Annotated in this window: 15 protein-coding genes; 7 read left to right on the top strand and 8 right to left on the bottom strand. The window is 67.1% G+C overall.

Going from position 1 to position 16,756, the window contains the following annotated elements:
* Positions 1-24 precede the first annotated feature (24 nt).
* Positions 25-1,770: a chloride channel protein gene (locus C8J26_RS18820; protein WP_425275421.1), complete on the bottom strand. Its 1,746-nt coding sequence runs from the start codon at positions 1,768-1,770 to the stop codon at positions 25-27.
* Positions 1,771-2,015: 245 nt separating this feature from the next.
* On the opposite strand from C8J26_RS18820, the gene C8J26_RS18815 reads away from it, so the two are divergent.
* A complete protein-coding gene (locus C8J26_RS18815; protein WP_244185404.1) occupies positions 2,016-3,110 on the top strand; it encodes a serine hydrolase in 1,095 nt (364 codons plus the stop codon).
* Between the two features lie 62 nt (positions 3,111-3,172).
* On the opposite strand, the gene C8J26_RS18810 is transcribed toward C8J26_RS18815, so the two are convergent.
* Genes C8J26_RS18810 through C8J26_RS18795 form a run of 4 tightly spaced genes read right to left on the bottom strand, consistent with a single transcriptional unit; the run spans position 3,173 to position 6,721 of the window.
* Positions 3,173-4,165, bottom strand: a complete 993-nt coding sequence (locus C8J26_RS18810; protein ID WP_107959780.1) for an SDR family oxidoreductase — start codon at positions 4,163-4,165, stop codon at positions 3,173-3,175.
* Positions 4,162-4,947: an SDR family NAD(P)-dependent oxidoreductase gene (locus tag C8J26_RS18805; RefSeq protein ID WP_107959779.1), complete on the bottom strand. Its 786-nt coding sequence runs from the start codon at positions 4,945-4,947 to the stop codon at positions 4,162-4,164. The genes C8J26_RS18810 and C8J26_RS18805 overlap by 4 nt, the downstream gene beginning before the upstream one ends.
* A 14-nt stretch (positions 4,948-4,961) precedes the next feature.
* Positions 4,962-6,140 carry a zinc-dependent alcohol dehydrogenase gene (locus tag C8J26_RS18800; RefSeq protein ID WP_107959776.1) on the bottom strand — a complete coding sequence of 393 codons (1,179 nt, stop codon included), beginning with the start codon at positions 6,138-6,140 and terminating at the stop codon, positions 4,962-4,964.
* Positions 6,140-6,721, bottom strand: a complete 582-nt coding sequence (locus C8J26_RS18795; protein WP_107959774.1) for an SRPBCC family protein — start codon at positions 6,719-6,721, stop codon at positions 6,140-6,142. The genes C8J26_RS18800 and C8J26_RS18795 overlap by 1 nt, the downstream gene beginning before the upstream one ends.
* A 466-nt stretch (positions 6,722-7,187) precedes the next feature.
* Between C8J26_RS18795 and C8J26_RS18790 the strand changes: the two genes are divergently transcribed.
* The 4 genes from C8J26_RS18790 to C8J26_RS18775 are packed head-to-tail and all read left to right on the top strand — an operon-like array spanning position 7,188 to position 11,927.
* Positions 7,188-8,690 carry a TolC family protein gene (locus C8J26_RS18790; RefSeq protein ID WP_107959772.1) on the top strand — a complete coding sequence of 501 codons (1,503 nt, stop codon included), beginning with the start codon at positions 7,188-7,190 and terminating at the stop codon, positions 8,688-8,690.
* The gene (locus tag C8J26_RS18785; protein ID WP_107959770.1) at positions 8,687-9,688 is read left to right on the top strand and encodes an HlyD family secretion protein; all 1,002 of its coding nucleotides are present in this window, start codon (positions 8,687-8,689) and stop codon (positions 9,686-9,688) included. The genes C8J26_RS18790 and C8J26_RS18785 overlap by 4 nt, the downstream gene beginning before the upstream one ends.
* Positions 9,685-10,821 (top strand): ABC transporter permease, encoded by a 1,137-nt coding sequence (locus C8J26_RS18780; protein WP_107959768.1) that lies wholly within the window; start codon positions 9,685-9,687, stop codon positions 10,819-10,821. The genes C8J26_RS18785 and C8J26_RS18780 overlap by 4 nt, the downstream gene beginning before the upstream one ends.
* The gene (locus C8J26_RS18775) at positions 10,818-11,927 is read left to right on the top strand and encodes an ABC transporter permease (protein WP_107959766.1); all 1,110 of its coding nucleotides are present in this window, start codon (positions 10,818-10,820) and stop codon (positions 11,925-11,927) included. The genes C8J26_RS18780 and C8J26_RS18775 overlap by 4 nt, the downstream gene beginning before the upstream one ends.
* Positions 11,928-11,958: 31 nt before the next feature.
* Here the strand turns inward: C8J26_RS18775 and C8J26_RS18770 are convergent, their stop codons facing one another.
* Together C8J26_RS18770 and C8J26_RS18765 are read right to left on the bottom strand one after the other, a co-directional pair.
* A complete protein-coding gene (locus C8J26_RS18770) occupies positions 11,959-13,764 on the bottom strand; it encodes a DUF885 domain-containing protein (RefSeq protein ID WP_107959764.1) in 1,806 nt (601 codons plus the stop codon).
* Between the two features lie 87 nt (positions 13,765-13,851).
* Positions 13,852-14,514: a Fe2+-dependent dioxygenase gene (locus tag C8J26_RS18765; protein WP_107959762.1), complete on the bottom strand. Its 663-nt coding sequence runs from the start codon at positions 14,512-14,514 to the stop codon at positions 13,852-13,854.
* A gap of 92 nt (positions 14,515-14,606) precedes the next feature.
* Between C8J26_RS18765 and C8J26_RS18760 the strand changes: the two genes are divergently transcribed.
* The gene (locus C8J26_RS18760) at positions 14,607-14,918 is read left to right on the top strand and encodes a hypothetical protein (protein WP_146168913.1); all 312 of its coding nucleotides are present in this window, start codon (positions 14,607-14,609) and stop codon (positions 14,916-14,918) included.
* 37 nt (positions 14,919-14,955) lie between these two features.
* Here C8J26_RS18760 and C8J26_RS18755 read toward each other — a convergent pair whose 3' ends face one another.
* The gene (locus tag C8J26_RS18755; protein ID WP_151990124.1) at positions 14,956-15,726 is read right to left on the bottom strand and encodes a Crp/Fnr family transcriptional regulator; all 771 of its coding nucleotides are present in this window, start codon (positions 15,724-15,726) and stop codon (positions 14,956-14,958) included.
* A 335-nt stretch (positions 15,727-16,061) separates the two neighbouring features.
* Between C8J26_RS18755 and C8J26_RS18750 the strand changes: the two genes are divergently transcribed.
* A complete protein-coding gene (locus C8J26_RS18750; protein WP_234422555.1) occupies positions 16,062-16,739 on the top strand; it encodes a Crp/Fnr family transcriptional regulator in 678 nt (225 codons plus the stop codon).
* Positions 16,740-16,756: the final 17 nt, after the last annotated feature.

The following is a 16,756-nucleotide window of genomic DNA, read 5'->3' as shown; positions in this document are numbered from 1 at the left end:
CGGTGTGCATTTTGTAGAGGGACTTCACGCCTCGCCGAACAATTCCCGTTGGGCCTTGTCCAGTTCATCGGCGTAGCGGCGTCGGACGTAGGATTCCGACAACACGCCGAGCACGGTTCCGTCCCCCGTCACGACGGCCATCTCGTCGGCACCGGCCGCGTCGAACGCGGCCATGACGGTCGTGATGTCGGCGTCGGGGGCGAGTGTCTCCTGCCGGTTGATCGCAAGCGTCCCGATCGGTTCGCTCGCGACCACCGCCTCGGCAAACGCGCTCGCGGTCTGCACGATGCCGGCATAATGCTCCGCGCCGTCGACCAGCACGATCCGGCTCGTCGACCCTAGCGGGAACAGCCGCCGAAACTCGGTCACGCTGATGGCTGCGGGCGTCGCGCGCTCGACCCGGCGCATCATCTGCCCCGCGGTCAGCGTGCGGACCCAGCCAATGTCCCGCGCGCTCTTGATCGTCTCGCCACGCAAATGGAGCCGCCAGGTCGAGAAGGAATAGCCGAACGTTTCGCGAACGATCGTCGAGGAGACCAGCGCCGCAGCGATCGTCGCCCCCGCGAGCGAGAAATCATGCGTCGCCTCGAGCACCAGCATCGCCATCGTCATGGGACCGCCGACGACCGCGACCGCGAGCGCCGCCATGCCGACCAGCGCGGCGTTCTGGGGATCGACCAGCGGTTGCCCTGCGATCCACGCCAGTCCGCCCGCATAGAGCTGTCCGAGCAGGCTGCCGAGGAACAGCGAGGCGAAGAACAGCCCGCCGCGAAAGCCGAAGCCGAGCGAGACGACTGAGGCCGCGCACTTGATGATGAAGATTGCCGCAAGAAAGGTCAGCGGTACGGCGAAGGCGAGGTCGAGGTGGAGCGCGCCGTGCCCGGCCGACAAGACCTGCGGCGTCAGCCATGCGAGCGGGACGAGCAGCGCGCCGCCGACGACAGGACGCCATGTCGTCCGGATCGGCAGGCGGCGGGTCAGTGCCTCGACGTCCGCGACCGCGCGCATCAGCAGAATCCCGACCCCGGCTGCGACCGCGCCGAGCCCGGCATAGATGAGGTAGTGATGAGTCTGGACCTGCTCGCTGACCATGGCGTCGACCAGATAGGGCTCCGCGCCGAACGCCTGCGCGACGAGCACGCCCGACAGCGACGCCGCGGCGACGGGGGCGATCGCGGCAGGGGTATAGGCGCCGATGACGATCTCGAACGCGTAGAATGCCCCCGCCAGCGGCGCGCCGAACGCGCCTGCGATCGCCGCGCCCGTGCCCGCCCCGACCAGGATCCGCAGGTCCCCACGCCGCAGCCTGAACCACCCGCCCGCGATTGATGCGATGACCCCGCCGAGCTGGGCATAGGCGGCCTCGAGTCCGACCGAGGCGCCAAAGCCGTTCGAGATGATCGTCTGCCCTGAAATGACGATGCTGTCGCTCCACGACATCCGGCCGCCGTGCAGTGCATTGGCTTCGACCGCATCGACCATGTGCCGGTTCCGCGCCTTCGTCGCCCAGGAGAATAGCACCAGTGCGAGGCCCCCGACCGGCAGCGCGACGAGGACCAGCACGGGGATCGCGGGCGTCGCGCTGAGCCGCTGTCCGATCGGCAGGCCGAAGAGCAGATGCTGAATCGTCCGCGCAATGGCACCCTGCGCGACGCTCAGCAGGCCGGCACCCCCACCGATCGCCACCGCCAGCAGGATCAGCACCGCCTCGCTCGCGCGCAGGCGGCGGCGCAACCACGACGTCGCCGATCGGATGGCGGCGATGTTCAGCGTCACGCGACCTTCGTCCGCACCACCGTGCGACGGCGCGTGGTCGGCGGCGGTGCAAGGGCAGGGGAGCGAGGAGGGCGCATGGCTCCGGTTAAACCCAACGCTGCATCCGGGCTATGCCAATCTTGTTGGTGGCGGCTTGCCGGCGTCGCTGCGCCGAGCGGAGTGTGTCGCACGGCGAAGTCCCTGCGCGCCGGTTCCGCTCCGGGGTCAGGCGCTTACAAGACCTAAAAAGGGAAGTGTCGTTGCCATTTGAATCGCTGTTTCGTCGCATCGGCATCGTTGCCGGTCTGTCCGGTCTCGCGGCCTGCGTCCCCGCCGGACGCGAGACACTGTCGCCCGCAGCGCTGCCGATCACGGTGCAAACGACCACGCCCGCGCGCACGCCGCCGAGGCTTCCCGCGAGGCGATCGCAGCCATCGGCCGACCTGCTCAACGCGGTGCAGGCGCTGGGCGCGGGGTTCGATGGCGCGGTCGGCATCAGCGTCCGCGATATCGACGAGGGCTGGGTCGTCGCGTGGGAAGGCGACACACCGCGTCCGCAGCAAAGCGTCAGCAAGCTGTGGGTCGCGATCGCGGTCATGGATGCGGTCGATCGCGGCCAGATGTCGCTCGCCGATCCGGTGACCGTCACGCGGTCCGATCTCACCGTCTTCCACCAGCCGATCCGGGCGCTCGTCGGGCCCGACGGCTACAGGACGACCATCGGCGCGTTGCTGAGCGGTGCGATGACGCGCAGCGACAACACGTGCAACGACGTGCTGCTCTGGCGCGTCGGCGGACCGGTTGCGATCAACCGGATGCTTGCGGCGAAAGGCATCGCGGGCGTCACGTTCGGCCCCGGCGAGCGCCACCTGCAAGCCCGCACCGCAGGCCTCGAATGGCGATCCGAATGGGCCGGCGGCTGGGGGTTTCTGCAGGCACGCGCCGCGATGACCTACGAGGCACGAGACAGAGCCTTGCGGCGCTATCTCGCCGCGCCGATCGATGGCGCGTCGAGCAATGGCATCACGCTCGGGCTATCGTTGCTCGCGCAGGGCAAGCTGCTGAGCGCGCGCTCGACCACGTCGCTGCTGACGTTGATGCATTCGAGCAAGACCGGCCCGCTCCGCCTCAAATCGGGGCTTCGGCCGGGCTGGACGCTCGCGCACAAGACGGGGACGGGGCAGGAGCTCGGCACCCTGTCGACCGGGTATAACGATGTCGGATTGCTCGTCGCGCCCGATGGGCACCGCTATGCGATTGCCGTGATGATCGCCAGCACGCGCAAGCCTATCCCTGCGCGGATGCGGCTGATGGGCGACCTCACGCGAGCCGTCGTCGCGGCGGCGGATCGGTAACATCACAATCATGTCGTGATTGGAGATCCGCGTGCGAGCCGGGGAGCTCGCACGCGTGAACGTCACGGCTGGCCGCTACCGCCCGCGGCGCCGTAGATCTGGCCGTTGGCATAGCTCGCGTCCGACGCGGCGAGCTGGACGTAGATCGAGCCCAGTTCGGCCGGCTGCCCGGGGCGGCCGAGCGGAGTATTGCCGCCGAACTGCTGCAGCTTCTCCATCGTCGCGCCGCCCGAGACCTGGAGCGGCGTCCAGATCGGTCCAGGGGCCACGCCATTGACCCGGATACCCTTCGGCCCGAGCTGCTTGGCCAGCGACTTGGTGAAGTTCATCATCGCCGCCTTGGTCATCGCATAGTCGACCAGATCCTTCGACGGATCATAAGCCTGTTCCGACGTCGTCTGAATGATCGCGGAGCCGGGTTTCAGATGCGGCAGCGCGGCCTTGGTGACGTAGAACATGCCGTACAGGTTGGTCTTCATCGTCGCGTCGAAATCCTCGTCGGTGATATCGAGCAACGACTGCTTCTGCTGCTGCCGGCTGGCGTTGTTGACGAGGATGTCGAGGCCGCCGAGCTGTTTCACCGCGGTATCGACGAGCCTCAGGCAATAGGCACGGTCGCGCAGATCGCCCGGGATCGCGACCGCCTTGCGCCCAGCCTGCCGGATCAGTGCGACGACTTCGCGCGCGTCGGGTTCCTCCGCGGGGAGGTACGCGATCGCGACATCGGCGCCTTCCCGCGCGAACGCGATTGCCGCCGCGCGGCCCATGCCGGAATCACCGCCGGTAATCAGTGCTTTGCGTCCCTTGAGCCGGCCCGAGCCCTTGTAGCTGGTCTCGCCGTGATCGGGGCGCGGGGTCATCTTGCTCGCAAGCCCCGGAAACGGCTGCGACTGGCGTGCGAATGGCGGCTTGGGATATTGCGTGGTCGGATCGGTCAGCGGCGTATCGGATACAGCCGCTGCGCCCTGACCGAACGCAGGGACGGCAGCGGCCGCGAGGCCGACCGCCGCGCCGCCGACGAGACCGCGCCGGCTTACATGGTCGGACCCGCTCACGACTTGGCGCTGCCTGGCTCGGCCATCTTGCGATGCTGTTCGGCGAGCACAGATCCGGGAATGACGTTGGCCAGCACCCCCTGGACCTTGGTCATCAGCCCCGAGAACACCGACGGCTTGCCGCTCATCAGCGCATCCCAACCGTCCTTGGCGACATCGGCCGCGTCGCGCTTGTTCGGATCGGTGCCGACCGAGGTGTCGTTCATGTCGGCGCGGTCGAAGAATTCGGTGTCGACCGGGCCGGGCATCAGCGTCGTCAGCGTGACGCCGTCTGCTTCCTTGATCTCGTTGCGCAGCGCCTCGGTGAAGCTGTCGATGAACGCCTTCGTGCCATTGTAAACCGCCTGGAACGCGCCCGGAATATAGCCTGCGACCGATCCGGTCACGAGCACCTTGCCATCGTTGCGCGCGACCATCGCGGGCATCACCTTCTGGACGAGGTAGAGCGTGCCGGTGATGTTGGTATCCACCACGTTGCGCCAGTCGGCGAGCGCCTGGTCGAGGAAGCCGTGGCCGAGCCCTTGGCCGGCGTTGGCGCACAACACGTCGACCTTGCGGCCGTTGGTCGCGGCGAGCAGCGCGTCGACGCCCTCGATCGTCGAGAGGTCCGCCTCGACCGCGGTCACCTCGGTGCCGAACTGCTTGAAGTCGGCGGCGGCGGCCTGGATCAGCGCTTCGTTGGCGACGACGAGGATGTCGTAGCCATCCTTTGCCGCCAGCGTGGCGAGTTCGAAGCCGATACCCGTCGAGGCACCGGTGATGATTGCGAATTTATCGGCCATGTCGTCAAATCCTCTCAATTGAAGCCGGGTTTCAGCACGACTTTGGTCACTTCGTTCTGGTTGTTCTTGAACATGTCATAGCCCTTGGGGGCGTCCTCCAGGTCCATGCGGTGCGAGATCAGGAAGGTCGTGTCGATCTTGCCTTCCATGATCGCGTTGAGCAGCGCGGGCATGTAATGCTGGACATGCGTCTGGCCGGTCTTGAGCGTCAGGCCCTTTTCCATGAGCGCGCCGAGCGGGAACTTGTCGATGAACCCGCCATAGACCGCCGGCATCGACACGCGCCCGCCCTTGCGGCAGGCGATGATCGCCTGGCGGATCGAATGCGCACGATCGGTACCGAGGAAGGTCGACGCCTTGATCTGGTCGAGCACGTTGTCGACGAAGAACCCGTGTGCCTCCAGCCCGACGCTGTCGATCACCGCGTCGGGGCCGATCCCGCCGGTCATCACCATCAGCGCCTCGTAGACCGCGCTTTCCTCATAGTTGATCGTCTCCGCGCCAAACCGCTTGGCGAGTTCGAGGCGGTGCGGGAAATGGTCGATCGCAATGACTCGCTCGGCGCCCATCAGGAAAGCCGACTGGACCGCGAACAGCCCGACCGGGCCACAGCCCCAGACCGCGACCGTGTCGCCGGGCTCGATCTGCGCGTTCTCGGCCGCCATCCAGCCGGTCGGCAGGATGTCCGAGAGGAACAGCACCTTCTCGTCGTCGACGCCGTCCGGGATCACGATCGGCCCGACATCGCTGAACGGCACGCGGACATATTCCGCCTGACCGCCGGCATAGCCGCCGGTCATGTGGCTGTAGCCGAACAGCCCCGCCATCGGCTGACCGTATAGTTCCTGCGCGATGTCCTGATTGTCGGCGGGCAAGCCGTTGTCGCATGCCGAATATTGATGCTTGCCGCAGTGATAGCAGCTGCCGCACGCAATCGTGAACGGCACGACGACCTTCTGACCCTTCTTCAGCGTCGACTTCGCGCCGACCTCGACGACCTCGCCCATGAACTCGTGGCCGAGGATGTCGCCAGCCTGCATCGTCGGGATATAATTGTCGTAGAGATGCAGGTCGGAGCCGCAGATCGCGGTCGCCGTGACCTTGATGATGCAGTCGCGTGGGTTGATGATTTCGGGGTCGTCGACGGTATCGACGCGGACGTCATGCTTGCCGTGCCATGCCAGAGCGCGCATCAGGCCATCTCCTCTTCATGCTGCTTGCGGGTCATCGCGGCGGTCGCGATCTCGCCGGTTTCCATCAGTTGCTTGAAGCGTCGCAGGTCGCGGCGCGCCTGGATCGCGGGTTCGCGCTGGAACAGCTTGGCGATCAGTTTGCCGACGATTCCGGCGGGCGGATCATAAGCAATCGTCGCGGTGACGACGGTGCCGCGCGCGCCGGCATCGCGAAACTCGACCCGGCCGCTGTTCGCGACATCGGCGCCGGGCTCGGACGTCCAAGCGATGACGCTGTCCTGCGCTTCCTCGGTCACCACGGCGTCCCACTCGACCGTCTTGCCGGCGGGCGCCTTCACGACCCAGTGCGACCTTTTCGCGTCGAGAATGTCGATCCGCTCGACATTCTCCATGAACGTCGGCAGGTTCGCAAAGTCGCGGAAATAGGCGAAGACTTCACCGACCGGGCGATTGATCGTGACCGCGCGCGCAACCAGAGAGTTTCCTTGCTCGCCGGGGATTGCGGACTCCGCCAAAGCATCGCCTTTCTTCCACGTCGTCGGTGGGGCGTCGTCGGTATGATCGGTTTTCTTATCCGTCATGTCGGTTGATCCTCTGTTTGCTGAGCGACGATCAGATCAAGATCTGACGGCGTCACGATGCTGCGTTTGCAGCTGTTACTCTGGTGAACGGCGGGACCTTGAGGGCTTCGCTATGTGCGCAGTGGCCGGTTCAACCAACTTTTCCGCAGGTAAGGGGGTCGTCGCTATCTGGTATTTGCCCTGTTTCTCCACCGTGAGTAGAACAGCGGGAATTGTTGTTCGTTCCGCTCGTCCGCAGATAACAAAATTGTATTGATCGAGGTTGTGCGCGTCTTGCCTCAGGGCGAGCAATCGGATTGCTGGCCGATCAAAATACGCAGCGCGCGGCCAGCCCGCTTCCCGGCACGCAGCCTGCCGGCGCCACGTTGCCCAAAGTTGCCGTTCGGCATAACAGAACTCATGGAACGGCGGGCGGCCAACGGCACCGCCCCGCGTTCCAGCGAACGGGGCAAGGAATTCGAAGGCAATGCGGTTGGGGGTAACGAGGCACTGGTCGATCGCGATCGCGCTGACGGCAGCCCTTGCGTCAGCCGCCAATGCCCAGACCGCGCAGACTGGACCGACCGCGCTCAGCTTCGATGCGGCGCAATTGCGGTTCGATCGTAGGTCGCGCGCGATCAGTGCGGCCGATCACGGCGTCGATGCGGCGAAGGCGGGGGCGGATGCGGTGCGGACGCTGCACCGGCCGATCGTCACCGCCTCTGCGCAATATCTGGTCTACCAGAAGACTCTGTCGGTCGACGTAACCGGAGAGAAGAGCGCGGCGCTGGGCAACACGCAGGACTTCCTCGCCGCGTTTCCCGGGAGCGTGCCGCCCGCGTTCCAGCAGATCGCGAGCGAGATCAGCGGTCGTCTCTCGCAGGCGCTGCCGGGACTGTTCGATGCGATCCCCGATCAGCTCAGCTACCGCTTCCGCGACGAGGTGTTTCGGCCGACCGTGCAGGCGGCGCTGCCAATCTATACCGGCGGCGCGATCCCCGCGGTCCAGCGCGCTGCGCAAGGCGGCGTCGCGATGGCCGAAGGACGCCGTGCGCAGGTTGTCGATCTGGCGCGGCTCAACCTGATCCGCGCCTATTTCGGGCAGCAGGCCGCCGCCGGACTGCTCGAGGCGGCCCGCCGGAGCCGCGACGCGCTGGACAAGATCGTGTCGGATTCGCGCAAGCTGGAGGCGGCGGGCGTGATCCCGCACGCGCGCACGCTGGAGGTGCAGGTCGCACGCGACACCGCCGAGCGGACCTATCAGCGTGCCGAGCTGTCGAGCGCGACCGCGCGCGACGAACTGGCGCGGCTGCTCGATCTCGACACGGTGGTGCCGACGACAGCCTTGTTCGTGCAGACCCGCCCCCTCGCGCCGGTCGAGACTTTCCTCGGCAGCGAGGGCAGCGCGCCCGAAGCACGGACCGCGGATGCCGGGCGCCAGATCGCCGATGCCGGCGTCGCGCTCGCCCGCTCGCGGCGCCTGCCGCAGGCCTATGCGTTCGGCGAATATAATCTCAACCGCTCGAACGCGCTGCCGATCGAGCCCGACTGGATCGCCGGCGTCGGCGTCCGCTACACGATCCTGTCCAACATCGATCGCAGGCGTACCGAGGATGCCGCGCGCGCGCAGGCGGCGGCGGCGGCCGACACCGCCGCGGAGGCGCGCCGTATCGCCACCAGCGCGACGATCCGCGCGTATAATCTCGTCGAGGGCGCGCGGCGGTCGTTCGTCCTGCTCGACAGCAGCATCGCCGCGGCGCGCGAGAATGTGCGAGTCCAGTCGGTCGCGTTTCGCGAAGGCGAGGGCACCGCGACGCCGGTGATCGCCGCGCAGGCCGCGCTCGATACCGCGGAGGCGCAGCGGATCGCGGTCGCCTATGAATATGATCTCGCGCTTGCCGGGCTTCTCGCCTCGGCCAGCCGGCTCGACGCGTTCGGCAGCCACCTCGCGCGCGCCGACCAGCGCCTCGTCTACGGAACCGGACAATGAGTGATCCCACCGCACCCCCCACACGCCGCGCACGCATCCTTCTCTATGTCGGCCTCGTCGTCGTCGTGGCGATCGTTGGCGTAGGATTATGGCTGGCCAGCCGCCCGGCGCCCGAACAGATCCAGGGCATGGTCGAGGCGGACAGCGTCAACGTCGCGACCAAGGCGCTGGCGCGGGTCGACCGGCTGCTCGTCGACGAGGGCGCGCGCGTGAAGGCGGGGCAGGTGCTGGCGACGCTGTCGAGCCCCGAGCTGGGCAATGCCGAACGTCAGGCGCAGGGCGCGCTCGACACTGCGCGCGCGCTGGACGCGGTCGCGCGCGCGGGGGCCCGCAGCGAGGATGTCGGGTCGCTCCGGGCGATCTGGCAGTCGGCGCAGGCCGCCGCGACGCTCGGCGCGACGTCGAGCCGCCGCGCCGACACGCTCTATGCCGAGGGCGTCATCGCGGCGCAGCGGCGCGACGAGGCACATGCCGCGCGCGACAGCAGCCAGCGGTCGGCGGAGGCCGCGCGGCTGCAATATGAAAAGGCGCTGGCGGGCACGCGGAGCGAGGACAAGCAGGCCGCCGCAGCGCAGGTCCGGATCGCGCAGGCGGGGCTGTCGACCGCACAGTCGCTGATGAACGAGACCAGGCTGGTGTCGCCGATCGCCGGCGAGGTCTCGCGCAAATTGCTCCAGCCGGGGGAAATCGTCAGCCCGGTGCTCCCCGCCTATCAGGTGATCGACATCGATCATCCGCGCGTCGAGATCACCGTGCGCGAGAGCCACTATGCCGGGATCCACCCCGGCGGGATTCTGGTCGGCCATGTTCCCGCGCTGGCGCGTGACATCCGGTTCCGCGTCGTCCGGATCGCGCCGGAGGCCGAATTCGCCACCGTCCGCACGACGCGCCAGTCGAGCGGCTACGACGTGCGCGCCTTTGGCGTGCAACTGCGACCGGTCGAGCGCGTGGCCGATCTGCGGCCGGGTATGAGCGTGCTGTTCGACTGGCCACGATGACCGCGTTCCGCGCCGCGCTGGTCGAGGAGCTTGCGCATCTGTGGCGCGACCGGTTCGATCTCGCGCTGCTGACGTTGGTCCCGCTCGTCTGCCTGGTCGTGATGGGCGGGATGATGGCGCGGGGGTCGCCGCGCGGGCTCGGCGTGGTGATCGTCGACCAGGATCGCAGCACCGCGTCACGCGCGATCGTACGCGCCGTCGGGTCGGTCGATGCGCTGAGCGTGATCGATAGCGTATCGACGCTGTCGGAAGCGTTCGCGGCGATCCGTCGCGAACGCGCGGTCGCGGTCGTCGTCCTGCCACGCGGTCTTGGCAGCGCCCGGCGTGCGGCGACCCCGCCCACGGTCGAGATCTTCTACCAGACCGCGTTCCTGTCGACCGGCGCGCTGACCTCGGCACTGCTCCAGGCGACGATCACCGCGGAACTCGCCCGACAGGCGCCGTCGCAATCCGGGCTGGCGGGGGTGGCACTGCTCCGCGTGCCGTTGCCGGGGGTGGAGGTGACGTTGCTCGGCAACGCGTCGGCGAACCTCGAATGGTATCTCGGCCTGCTGATCGGTCCGGCGGTCCTTCATCTGCTGATCGCGGTGACTGCGGCTGCATCGCTCGGGCGCGAGCTCATCGACGGTTCGCTCGGGGGCTGGGCGGCGCGGGTCGGTTCGCCGGTGCTCGCCGTCGCCGGGCGTCTGGTGCCGCATGTCGCGATCGGTACTGCGTGGCTGTGCCTGTGGCTGGTGTGGCTCACGCTGGGGCAGGGCTTTGCGTTCACCGGCGCGATCGGGCTCGTCGCGATCGGCGGGCTGCTGCTGTTCGTGGCGAGCGCGGCGATCGCGGCGCTGCTGATCCTGCTGACCGGCGAGGTCGCTACCAGCCTGTCCGCCAGCGTGATCTATGCCGGCTCCGCGCTCGCCTATTCGGGAGCGTCGCTGCCGATCACCGGCGGCCTTGCTTTCGCCCGGATCTGGAGCGCGATCCTGCCGCTCACGCATTATGTCACGCTCGAAATGGATCAGGCGATTGGCGTCGATCTCGCGGTCTGGGCGAAACAGGCCGCTATCCTCCTTTTGGCGGCGGTCGTCGCGAGCGGCGGCGCGGCGCTGCTGCTGCGGCGCCAGGCGCGGAGGGCGGCATGACCTTCCGCCACGCCTTCGAAAGCGCGCTGCTCGAAATCCTGCGGACGCGCGATCTCGTCGCGGTCGCGGTGGTGTCCGTGCTTTTCTACGCCTTCTACTATCCGGCGCCCTATGCGCATCAGGTCGTCGAGCGGCTCCCGATCGCGGTCGTCGATGCCGATCGCAGCGTGCTTTCGCGGGCGATCATCCGCAACCTGCAGGCGGCGCAGGAGGTCGAGATTGCGGCGGATGCCCCCGACATGCTGGCGGCGCGCGCGCTCGTCCGTAGCCGGCAGGTTGAGGGTATCCTGCTGATACCGCACGATGTCGGCGCGTCGGTGGCCAAGGGGCGGCCCGGCGCGGGAATCGCGGTCTGGCTCAACGGCGCATATCTGCTGCGCGCCGAGGCCGTCGGCAAGACGATCGCGACGGCGATCGGCGCCACGCTGGAGGCGCGCACGTCGGGCCTGGCGACACCGGGCCTGGCGCCGGTCGTCACGCGGCCGCTGTTCAACACGACGGAAGGGTATCGCGATTATATCTTCCCCGCGGTCGCCAATATCATCCTGCAACAGACCTTGCTGTTCGCGGCCGCGCGCTTCGTGGCGGAGCGGCGGCGCACCGGCCGGTGGCAGCTCCAGCGGCGCACGGGCCTGGGCGTCTGGGCCGCCTGCGCCACGATCGGTACGCTGAGCGCGCTCTTCTATTTCGGCCTTATCTACTGGCTTCAGGACATTCCGCACGGCGGCAACATACCGGCGTTGCTGCTGACCGTCCCGCTGTTCGCCGCCACCGTTGCCGCTGCCGCGCTGATGGTCGGCAGCATGGTACGGAGCGGCGACGACGCGTTGAAGCTGCTCATTCCCACCTCGATCCCGTTCGTCTTCCTGTCGGGGTTTGCCTGGCCGCTCGTCGCGATGCCCGGCTGGGTGCAGGCGATCGCCTGGACGATCCCCGCGACACCCGCGATGCACATCTTCATTCCGCTCAACCAGATGGGCGCATCGTTGGGCGAGGTCCGCGGCGCGCTCGCGATCCTCGTCGTGCAGCTGGCGGTATTCGGATCGGTGGCGGGCTATAGGCTGACCCGACGAGCGCGCGTGCGATCGGCACCCGTCGGACCCTGATCGGCTCGGCGCCTGCCGAGATTGCCCCCGACTATCCCAGCCGCTCGCGGGCGACCTTCTCCAGGACCGTGAGCGGCATCGCGCCCATCGTCAGCAACCGGTGGAACGCCTTGGGATCCCAGTTCGCACCGGCCTTGCGCTTGGCCTCGTCGCGCAGCCGCACCCAGACGGTGTGGCCGATCTTGTAGCTGCACGCCTGGCCTGGCCAGACCGTATAGCGGTCGATCTCGCCCTGGCTGCGCCCGCGCGCGATCCCCGTGGTGGCGATGAGATAGTCGGTCGCCTTCTCGCGGCTCCAGCGCTTGGCATGCATGCCGGAGTCGACCACCAGGCGCGTCGCGCGGAACAGCAGCGATTGCAGATAGCCGATCTGCCCGAGCGGATCGCCGTCATAGACGCCCATCTCGTCGGCGAGCTGCTCGGCGTAGAGCGCCCATCCCTCGGAATAGCCCGAGTAGAACCCGCGACGACGGATCAGCGGAATGTCCTCGCTCTCGAGCGCGGACATGACCTGGAGGTGATGACCCGGCACCGCCTCATGGTAGCTAAGCGTCGCCAAACCGAATTTCGGCCGGTCGAACGTATCGCGCAGATTGATGAAGTAGATGGCCGGCCGCGTCCCATCGAGCGAGGCGGACTGGTAATAGCCGCCGGGCGACCCGGCCTGGATAGCCTCGGGGACGCGGCGGACCTCGACCGGGGCCCGTGGCAGGACGGCGAACTGCTCGGGCAGCCGCTTCGTCATGGCGGCGATCTGACCGCGCAGCTGCTCGAGCAGTTGCTCGCGGCCGGCATCGGTGTTCGGATAAAGCTGATCGGGGCGCTTGTTCATGGCTACCAGCCGCTCGCCGACGCTGCCTTGCGTCAGCCCCTGCGACTGGAGGAGGCGGTCGACGCGTGCGCCGATCTCCGCCACCTGCGCCAGCCCGAGCCGGTGAATCTCGTCACCGGTCATCTCAACCGTGGTCGCGGCGCTGGCCGCCGCCGCATAATAGGCGTCGCCATCCTTCAGACGCCAGACGCCCGCATCGTGCCCGGCGCGCCCGCGCAGCTCGGTGACAAGCGCACGCTGCCGGTCCAGCGCCGGAAACACCTGATCGGCCATCAGCTTGGCCACGACCGCCGCGCGCTCGGGCGGCAGACCGGCGGCCTTGAGCTTGGCCGACAGATCGGTCACCGGGCCGCTTGCACCAGGCACCTTGTCGCGGACCGCGGCGAGTTGCTTGAGCGTGGTATCCAGGATGTAGTCCGGGGCAAACACGCCCTGCGCAGCGTCCTCGCGCTGGCGGTCGGTTTCCGCGTCGATCGCACCCGCGAACGCCTGCACCCGCGCGACATAGGCGTCGGCGTCGGCGGCATTCCGGATGCTGTGCTGGTTGGCCAGAAAGTCTGGCACGTTGCGATAGGCCCCCGTCAGCTGCGACAGGACATAGGGCGCGTACCGACCTGCGCTCGCGCCGAACGCATAGCGCTGGCCTGCGATCACCCGTTCCAGGCTATACTGCACGACATCGTAATCCAGCTGCGCCGTTGGGCTCAGCGCGTCGCGCCGCACGCTCTTCAGTGCCGCCAGCTCCTGCCTGGCCCGGGCGAATTGCTTCGCCTCGCCGGCGCGCGACGTGTCGTCCAGCCGCGACTTCAGCCCCGCTCGCGCGCCCGTATCGAGACCGAGCGACGTCGCCTGCTCGGGGCTGTCCTGCAACCGGTCGTAGAAGAACCGATCGAGCATTGCGCGAAAATCGGCGTCGCGCGACTGCGTGGTACCGCTAACCGCCCCCGGCAGGGCGACGGCTGCGGACAAGAGACTGGTAGAGGCGAGAAATTGACGGCGATGCATGGAACACTCCCGGTGATCTATGCCCGACTGTCTACCGGAGCCCGACGCGGTCGCAACCGAATTGCAGGCGCTGCACGCTAAGGTTCATCAATCCTCGGCCCAGCGCCGCAGGAGATTGGACTGAGTCTTCGCCAGCAGGTCGAGCTCCGGCGTCTTGCCGAGGCGTTCGAACAGCGCGTGGCGGGCGGTTTCCAGATCGAAGAGCAGCTCACGGGAGTCGGCATCGCGGATCAGGCTGCGAACCCAGGTGACCGCGGCCAGCCGTTCGCCGGATGTCACCGGCGCGACGCGGTGCAGCGCGGTCGTCGGATAGACGACCGCATCGCCCGCGGCCAGCTTCACGTCCTGTTCGCCCGCCGCGGACTCGATGACCAGTTCGCCGCCTTCGTACGTGGCGGGATCGGAGAGGAAGACCGTAACCGACACGTCGGTACGCATGCCCCCCATGATCGCGTCGTCGACATGGCTGCCATAGGCCATGCCCGGCTCGTAGCGGCTGAACAACGGCGGGCGAACCACGTGCGGTCGCGTCGCCATCCGGAACAGCGGGTTGGCGAGCAGGCGGTCGACGACAAGGTCCTGCATCTCCACCAGCCGCGGGTCGGCGCGGTCGACCTGCTCGTTGCGCTTGACCGGGCTGGCTTCGCGGCCCGCCGTCTGGCGTCCGTCGACATAGCGGGTCGCCGCGAGATTATCTCGCAGCGACTGGAGATTGTCGGCGTCGAGAACGTTGGCAATCATGATCAGCATTAGGAATCCCGTGGCATCGGCATGACGTCGGAACGCGCGGCCTAACAGTTTGACTCCAGGCAGCAACCGCCAGGTGAGTAAAGGGACAGAGTATGCGTACTAAATTGTGGATGGGCGTCGGCGCCTTCGTGGTCGCGCAGTCGGGCCAGGCGATTCTGACCGAGGCCACCGCGAAGCCGTTGGCGACGTCGGTCGACCAGGTCGGTGAAGGCGGCGAAAGCGAGCGCGGCGAGGGTGAGGGCGAAGGCGAGGGACGGCAGGTCGTCCGCCCGACCAAGTCGCGCCACGTCGTTCGCAATCGGCGCCGCGCGCGCGCTGCGCAACAGCATGCCGGCCAGCGTGGCGAAGGCGAATATGAAGGCGGCGAAAACGAGCGCGGCGAAGGCGGCGAGGGCGAACGCTGATCCCACGAGGCGTCCCCGCGTACGCGCGCGGGACGCCTCAGGGAACCGAGATCAGGTCTCCCGCCCTGGCAAAGACGGCCGGGTCCTTAGCTTCTGTCCTGTCCAGATGGAGATACGCCGCGCTGAATTGCGCAAGCGACTTCAGCCGCGCCGGATTTGCAATGGTCAAAGTCCGGCTGCGTAGCTCGATCAGACCATCCTCGCGGAACCGTTGCAGGACACGGTTGACGTGCGACGGGGTCATCCCCGTGGCATCGGCAAGGTCTGTCTGGGTGATCGGAAAGTCGATCGCGTTGGTCTCGGTCGCCCCGCTGACCCTATAGCGTACCAGCATCTCGTAAAGTAGATGCGCAAGACGCTCCGTGGCGTCGCGCCGGCCTTGATCGATGATCCGTTCGCGCAACACCCCGAGGTCCGTCATCGTGCCCCACCACAAGGCCTCGGAGATCGGCGACGCCTCGCGCAGCAGCATCTTCATCTCGCTCGAATGGATCATCGCGGTCGTGCTGGCGGTCAGCGTCCCGACCGCGTGATCCATCTTCTTCAGGATGAAGATCTCCGCATCGCAAAGATCGCCCGGGACCAGGAACGCCATGATCTGCCGTTCGCCGTCGGGCAGGATCTTGTACCGGCAGGCGAGTCCGGTGAGCAGGACATGGCAGTAATCCGAGTGTGCGCCATCCGCGATGATGTCTTCTTGCGCCTGGAACGCCTGCTGCCTCGACGCCAGCACCGTATCGAGACGCGTGCGTTCGTCCGCGGTGAACGCGGTGAACTGCTCCATCTTCGTAGCCCAGGGATTGCGCATAGCCGTCCGATCCGGTCGAGGCGAAATGCCAACCATTCTCACTCAACGCACGGGCGGCGGCGATGGGCAACGCGCGACATGCCATCCGCCGGGTTGCGATCAACGCTTGGTGCTCGGTAATTAAATTACGAACACTGTGATCTAGCGCAGAGAATTCCCGCATAACATCGTTTAAAACTCCTAATGCAGCCAATAATTGAACTGCATGGGTTGCGCGTTACCGCAACGGTGTAACCGCGATGTCCTTGATGGCAGACGATATTCTTACGTTGGCGCTTAAAAGACTTGAGCGGCGATTGGCATTGTCGGCAGTCGATCGCTCTGCATTCCTAAGAATGCCGTTCTATGTAAAGCAGATGGTGCCTTCGGCGTACATCATCCGGGAGCAGGATCTGACGAAGACCTGTTCTATCCTGCTGTCCGGCTTTGCATTTCGAAGCAAGGTCCTCGGCAATGGCGGTCGGCAAATCCTGTCGGTCAACATCCCCGGAGAAATTCTCGATCTCCAGCACGCGTTCCTCGGCAAGGCCGACCACAGCATTCAGATGCTGACGGCGGGGACTGTCGCCTTTGTCGCCGCGGACGCTGTACGGGACATAGCCTTTGCGCACCCGGCGATCGGTCGGGCGATGTGGCGCGAAACGCTTGTGGAGGGCTCGATCTCGCGCGAATGGATCGCCAATATCGGCCGGCGCGATGCGCGGACGCGCGTCGCGCACCTGCTCTGCGAGATCGCCGTCCGCCTCCATGCCGCCGGGCTGATCACCGGAAACCGCTACGAACTGGCGATGACGCAGGAGCAGCTGGGCGATGCGACCGGCCTCACCCCCGTCCACGTCAATCGCACGCTGCAGAAGTTGCGCGCCGACGGGCTGATCACGCGCGACAAGCGCTCGATCACGATCGAGGACTGGAAGGCGCTGTCGGCGGTCGGCGATTTCGTCACCGACTATCTGCACCTCGAGACGGAACATGGCCCGTCCTCGATCCTGAACGGCGGCTATCATGCCTGACGTGATCGCGCCGACCG

This window comes from Sphingomonas aurantiaca (genome assembly GCF_003050705.1).
In the GTDB taxonomy this organism is placed as follows: Bacteria; Pseudomonadota; Alphaproteobacteria; order Sphingomonadales; family Sphingomonadaceae; genus Sphingomonas; species Sphingomonas aurantiaca.
This window is presented reverse-complemented; position numbering and strand designations above follow the sequence as displayed.

Excerpts from the sequence above, each read along its gene's own strand:
- C8J26_RS18805 (WP_107959779.1), bottom strand. The coding sequence starts at position 4,947 with ATGGCCGATAAATTCGCAATCATCACCGGTGCCTCGACGGGTATCGGC.
- C8J26_RS18800 (WP_107959776.1), bottom strand. The coding sequence starts at position 6,140 with ATGCGCGCTCTGGCATGGCACGGCAAGCATGACGTCCGCGTCGATACC.
- C8J26_RS18795 (WP_107959774.1), bottom strand. The coding sequence starts at position 6,721 with ATGACGGATAAGAAAACCGATCATACCGACGACGCCCCACCGACGACG.
- C8J26_RS18790 (WP_107959772.1), top strand. The coding sequence starts at position 7,188 with ATGCGGTTGGGGGTAACGAGGCACTGGTCGATCGCGATCGCGCTGACG.
- C8J26_RS18785 (WP_107959770.1), top strand. The coding sequence starts at position 8,687 with ATGAGTGATCCCACCGCACCCCCCACACGCCGCGCACGCATCCTTCTC.
- C8J26_RS18780 (WP_107959768.1), top strand. The coding sequence starts at position 9,685 with ATGACCGCGTTCCGCGCCGCGCTGGTCGAGGAGCTTGCGCATCTGTGG.
- C8J26_RS18775 (WP_107959766.1), top strand. The coding sequence starts at position 10,818 with ATGACCTTCCGCCACGCCTTCGAAAGCGCGCTGCTCGAAATCCTGCGG.
- C8J26_RS18770 (WP_107959764.1), bottom strand. The coding sequence starts at position 13,764 with ATGCATCGCCGTCAATTTCTCGCCTCTACCAGTCTCTTGTCCGCAGCC.
- C8J26_RS18765 (WP_107959762.1), bottom strand. The coding sequence starts at position 14,514 with ATGCTGATCATGATTGCCAACGTTCTCGACGCCGACAATCTCCAGTCG.
- C8J26_RS18760 (WP_146168913.1), top strand. The coding sequence starts at position 14,607 with ATGCGTACTAAATTGTGGATGGGCGTCGGCGCCTTCGTGGTCGCGCAG.
- C8J26_RS18755 (WP_151990124.1), bottom strand. The coding sequence starts at position 15,726 with ATGCGCAATCCCTGGGCTACGAAGATGGAGCAGTTCACCGCGTTCACC.
- C8J26_RS18750 (WP_234422555.1), top strand. The coding sequence starts at position 16,062 with ATGCCGTTCTATGTAAAGCAGATGGTGCCTTCGGCGTACATCATCCGG.